Below are 5,021 nucleotides of genomic sequence, written 5' to 3'. Positions count from 1 at the left end.
ATTCACCGGTATAAAAAATTTTTATTTTTGCTTTAGAATTTTCTAAAAAATATCTGCTTCCTACAGGACCAAAATATTCTATATCAGCATTATAGCTTATCTCTAAATCATTAATATAGTCATTTTTTATTAAATGATAAAATCCATTATATTCAAATTCTTTTTCATTTACAGACCAATCATTTCTTATAAAAAAAGTTTTTTTACCTTTTATGGTATTTTTATAATGATTATAATTTATCTTATAGCCTAAATCTTTTAAATATACAGAATTAATTCTTATACTATTTCTAATTTTTTTAAATGGAATAGGCCATACTAAATATTCAATTAAATTTTTTTTTAATTTTAATTTATTACTCATAAAATATTTAATTTTTAAATTTATCTAAACTTAAACCAACACTTTTCAAATCATAGTCCAACATTATTTTTACTAATTCTTTAAAAGTAGTTTTTGGCTGCCATCCTAATTTTTCTTTTGCTTTTGTAGGATCACCAAGTAAAATATCAACCTCAGCAGGTCTGTAATATCTAGGATCTATTTCAACATATTTTTTCCAATCAAGTCCAACAAGTCCAAAAGCCTCATCAAGAAATTCTCTTACAGAATGAGTTTCTCCGGTAGCTATAACATAATCATCAGCTTTTTCCTGCTGAAGCATAAGCCACATAGCCTCAACATAATCCTTAGCATATCCCCAGTCTCTTTTTGAATCTAAATTACCTAAATATAATTTATCCTGTTCTTTATTTAAAATTCTTGCAATAGCATGGGTAATTTTTTTTGTTACAAAAGTTTCACCTCGTCTTGGGCTTTCATGATTAAATAATATGCCGTTACATGCATACATATCATAACTTTCTCTATAATTAACAGTAATCCAGTAAGAGTATAATTTAGCACAAGAATAAGGACTTCTAGGGTAGAAAGGAGTTTTTTCCGTTTGAGGAGTTTCAACAACTTTACCATATAATTCGCTTGTTGATGCTTGATAGAATTTTGTTTTTATTTGAGTTTCTTTTATTGCATCTAATATTCTTATTGTACCAAGTCCTACAACATCAGCTGTATATTCAGGCATATCAAAACTAACCCTAACATGGCTTTGGGCTGCTAAGTTATATATTTCATCTGGTTCTATTTTTTCTAATAATCTTGAAAGATTAGAACTATCTGATAAATCACCATAATGAAGAAACATTTTTACATCATTAATATGCGGATCTTTATATAAATGATCTATTCTCTCTGTATTAAAAGAAGAACTTCTTCTAATTATTCCATGTATTTCATAACCTTTTTCTAATAAAAGTTCTGCCAAATAAGAACCATCTTGTCCTGTAATTCCTGTAATAAGTGCTTTTTTCATTTAGTATCCTTATAATTTTATTACTTTTTATTGTAGTTATTTAAAAAATCATTATATGCTATTTTTAATCCATCTTCTAATTCTGTTTTATATTTCCAGCCTAAAGAATTAATTTTTGAAACATCAAGCAATTTTCTCATAGTGCCGTCAGGTTTAGAACTGTCTAACTTTATTTCTCCTTCAAATCCTATAACTTTTTTTATTAATTCTGCTAATTGTTTAATAGTTACTTCTTTACCTGAACCTATATTTATAAATTTTCCTATATCATCAGCATTTTTATTTTCCATTAGATAAAGACAAGCCTCTGCTAAATCATCAGAAAACATAAATTCTCTTAAAGGAGTTCCGCTTCCCCAAATAACAGTTTCTTTTAAATTATTTATTTTTGCTTCATGAAAACGTCTAATAAGCATTGGTATTACATGAGCATTTTCTTCATGGTAATTATCGTTTATTCCATAGAGATTACAAGGCATAACAGCAATGTAATTTGTATTGTATTGTCTATTGTATGCATCGCATAACTCTATTCCTGTTATTTTAGCTAATGCATAAGGCCTGTTTGTGCTTTCTAAATATCCGGAAAGTAAATACTCTTCTTTAATAGGCTGAGGGCATTCTCTAGGATATATGCAGCTTGAACCTAAAAACATTAATTTTTCTACATTGTTTTCATAAGATGCTTCTATTATATTATTTTGAATTTGTAAATTATAAAGCAAAAAATCAACCGGGTATGTATTATTAGCATATATTCCGCCAACTTTAGCAGCAGATAAAAATACCCAATCTGGTTTTTCTTTTTTGAAGAAATTAAAAACCTCTTCTCTGTTTCTTAAATCCAATTCTGAATGTGTTTTTCTTATTATGTTTGTATAACCATTTTTAGTAAGTACTCTGTCTATTGAACTGCCTACTAAACCTTTATGACCAGCTATATATACTTTTTTCAAAATATTATCCTTTTAAATTTTATTTATCTTTTCCTGTTAGAGCCTCTACTATGTTAACAAGATTAGAGATAGATCTGTTGAAATAAACTAATACATCCCCGTATAAATGGGCATTCAAAGCAGGTATCAATGACTTATCAACATTATCATAATGTCTTTGTCTTGCTTCATAATAAAATCCCTTTATTTCATGGTATTTCTGCATAGCTTCTTCATAAGTTTTTTCTTTATTTAATGAATAGTATTCAAGTATTAAGCTTGATAAATAATCTATAAATTTCATATTGTTTTCAAGCATTTTTAATATATCATGTTTTTGAGTTTCATTGAATAAGGTTTTTTTCTCATTTCCTTTAATTATTGCTTTTGCTAAATCTTTTAAATTATCTCCCAAATTTTCATAATATGTGCTTATATTAATCAATGAAGCAATATCAGCAGAATTTAATGTGTTCTTTCCAAGTAATTTGAGCAAAAATGTATGTATTTCATTATCTGTATTATCAAGCATTTTTTCATGGTCTCTTATTTTATTTAATATCCTTTCGCTTGGATTATCAAATAACTGCTGTATTCTAGCAAGCATTTTTTTAGCAATATCTCCCATATATGCTACTTCTTTTCTAACTTCTATCTCAGCAGATATAGGCATATTTAAAAGTCTGTCTACAAGAACACTTATATGTTTTTCAGAATCTTTATCTTTTATAATGAAACATACAATCTTTTCTAATTTTTCAGTTAGAAAATAGAATACTATAACGTTTACTATATTAAAAATTGTGTGTGCTGCAGCAATATAAAATGATATATTAACATATTTATTATTTACAATTAGATCAGGAGCTCCTATATTCATAAATCCTACTACTGTATTAACTAATTTAATATAGTATGGGAATAGGAAGAACATATATATAACACCTATGATGTTAAATAAACAGTGAACTAAAGCAGCTCTTTTAGCATTAGTAGATGCTCCTAATGTAGCAAGTACGGCTGTTATAGTAGTACCTATGTTTTCTCCAAGTATTAAAGCAACGGCAGTAGGGTAATCTATTAAACCAACAGTTGCAAGAGATATTGTAACACCTAATGCAGCACTGCTTGATTGTATTATAGCTGTAACAACCATACCGATGATTACGCATAGGAATCTTCCATACATAGTATCAGCATTAGCCATCAAAAATACTTTTTCAAAATCTTCAGAACCTCTTACTCCTTCAAAAGCCATTTTCATAAGTATAAGTCCGTAGAAAATCATACCAAAACCCATTAGTATTTCACCAAAGAATCTTAGCTTTCTATTTTCAGAACCAAATATTACTATAATTGAACCTATGCCAAGAGAAGGCAATGCGAGAACATCTATATTTAATGATATGATCCATCCTGTAACTGTAGTACCTATATTGGCTCCAAGTATTATATTGATAGCTTGAGAAAGAGTAAGTATATTTGCATTTACGAAACTTACAGCCATAACTGTAACAGCACTACTTGATTGTACTATAGCTGTTATCAAAAAACCTAAGGCTATTCCAAACACTTTATTTTGAGTTACTTTATGTAAAATTTCTTTTAAAGCATTTTCTGTACTTTCCTGCAAACCATCTGAAAATACTTTCAAACCATACATGAAAAGTCCGAAGCCGCCTACTAATGAGAAAGTTAAGTTTAGAAACATATATTTATCCGAAGTTAGTTTAATAATTTAATTTATGAAATATCACTATAGTATTAAAAAGCCAGCAAGATTATTTTCTTAACTTTCTGCCTTCTTTATCAGTGAATTTATCTAATAGTATCATTACAATATCTATTATGTACCATATTCCGCATCCTCCGGCTGTAAGCCAGAATAATATTCCAGTCCATATTTTACCAACATAAAATCTGTGAAAAGGTAAGAATATAGCTAAAAGTAATGTAATAATCCAACTTCTATCTGATACTTCCATAAAGACCTCTTTATATTATTTTTCAGTAATTATATATTATATTACAAAAAAATAAAGTTATTATTTATTTGTATATGTAAATATGCTAATATTTTATTTTTTTTACTAATATTTTTCTATATAAGAAGGTTTTTATTGAAAAATATTTTATTTTTATTAAAATATTATTTATCAATAAGGGGATAATGATATGTTTAAAAAAATAAGTTTACAATTTAAAATAACTGTTGCTATATTAGTTCCAATATTAATAATGATAATTATATCAAATGTTTTTATTATTTCTTATGTTAATAAAATTACTAAAAATCTTTCATATAAAATACTTCAGGATACAGCCAAATCTGAGGCTAATGATATAAATAATACTATAGAAATAAGTTTGCATAATGTAATGGGATTGAAAATTGTTCTTGAAAATTTATATAAAGATGGAATAAGAGATAGAAAAGCTTATGAGAAACAGACATATAATTTTTTTAATGGCCTTTCAGATCATATAAGTGCTCTTTCAATTGCTTTTGAACCTAATGCTATTGATAATGATGCAAATTATGTTAACTCAGATGAATATGGTGTTAATAATGGAAAATTTACTTACTATGTATCAAAGAATGGAGTTTCTTATCTTCCTGATAATAGTTATAATTTGGATTATTATACTGAGCCTAAAAGAACAGGTGATAATTATATGACAAGAATATATGAATCCGATGTTACTGAGGGGG

The 5,021-nt window shown here is 27.0% G+C and carries 4 protein-coding genes and 2 pseudogenes; 1 reads left to right on the top strand and 5 read right to left on the bottom strand.

The annotated features are described in order from the left end of the window. From Q0J90_RS06345 to Q0J90_RS06325, 5 genes and pseudogenes are all read right to left on the bottom strand, one after another. Positions 1–364, bottom strand: a pseudogene (locus Q0J90_RS06345) (glycosyltransferase); the annotation flags it as partial. Positions 365–371: 7 nt separating this feature from the next. Continuing rightward, the gene (gmd, locus tag Q0J90_RS06340; RefSeq protein ID WP_297277096.1) at positions 372–1,373 is read right to left on the bottom strand and encodes a GDP-mannose 4,6-dehydratase; all 1,002 of its coding nucleotides are present in this window, start codon (positions 1,371–1,373) and stop codon (positions 372–374) included. A gap of 20 nt (positions 1,374–1,393) precedes the next feature. Then, complete coding sequence (locus tag Q0J90_RS06335; protein ID WP_297277095.1) at positions 1,394–2,329, bottom strand: GDP-L-fucose synthase; 936 nt, start codon at positions 2,327–2,329, stop codon at positions 1,394–1,396. Between the two features lie 19 nt (positions 2,330–2,348). Next, positions 2,349–4,019 (bottom strand): Na/Pi cotransporter family protein, encoded by a 1,671-nt coding sequence (locus tag Q0J90_RS06330; RefSeq protein ID WP_297277094.1) that lies wholly within the window; start codon positions 4,017–4,019, stop codon positions 2,349–2,351. 70 nt (positions 4,020–4,089) lie between these two features. Then, positions 4,090–4,293 (bottom strand): TM2 domain-containing protein, encoded by a 204-nt coding sequence (locus tag Q0J90_RS06325; RefSeq protein WP_297277093.1) that lies wholly within the window; start codon positions 4,291–4,293, stop codon positions 4,090–4,092. A gap of 190 nt (positions 4,294–4,483) precedes the next feature. On the opposite strand from Q0J90_RS06325, the pseudogene Q0J90_RS06320 reads away from it, so the two are divergent. Then, a pseudogene (locus Q0J90_RS06320) lies at positions 4,484–5,021 on the top strand (methyl-accepting chemotaxis protein); the annotation flags it as partial.

This window comes from uncultured Brachyspira sp., from assembly GCF_944390595.1.
Classification (GTDB): domain Bacteria; phylum Spirochaetota; class Brachyspiria; order Brachyspirales; family Brachyspiraceae; genus Brachyspira.
Note: the sequence above shows the minus strand (reverse complement) of the source record. Positions and strands in the feature narration are given on the sequence as shown.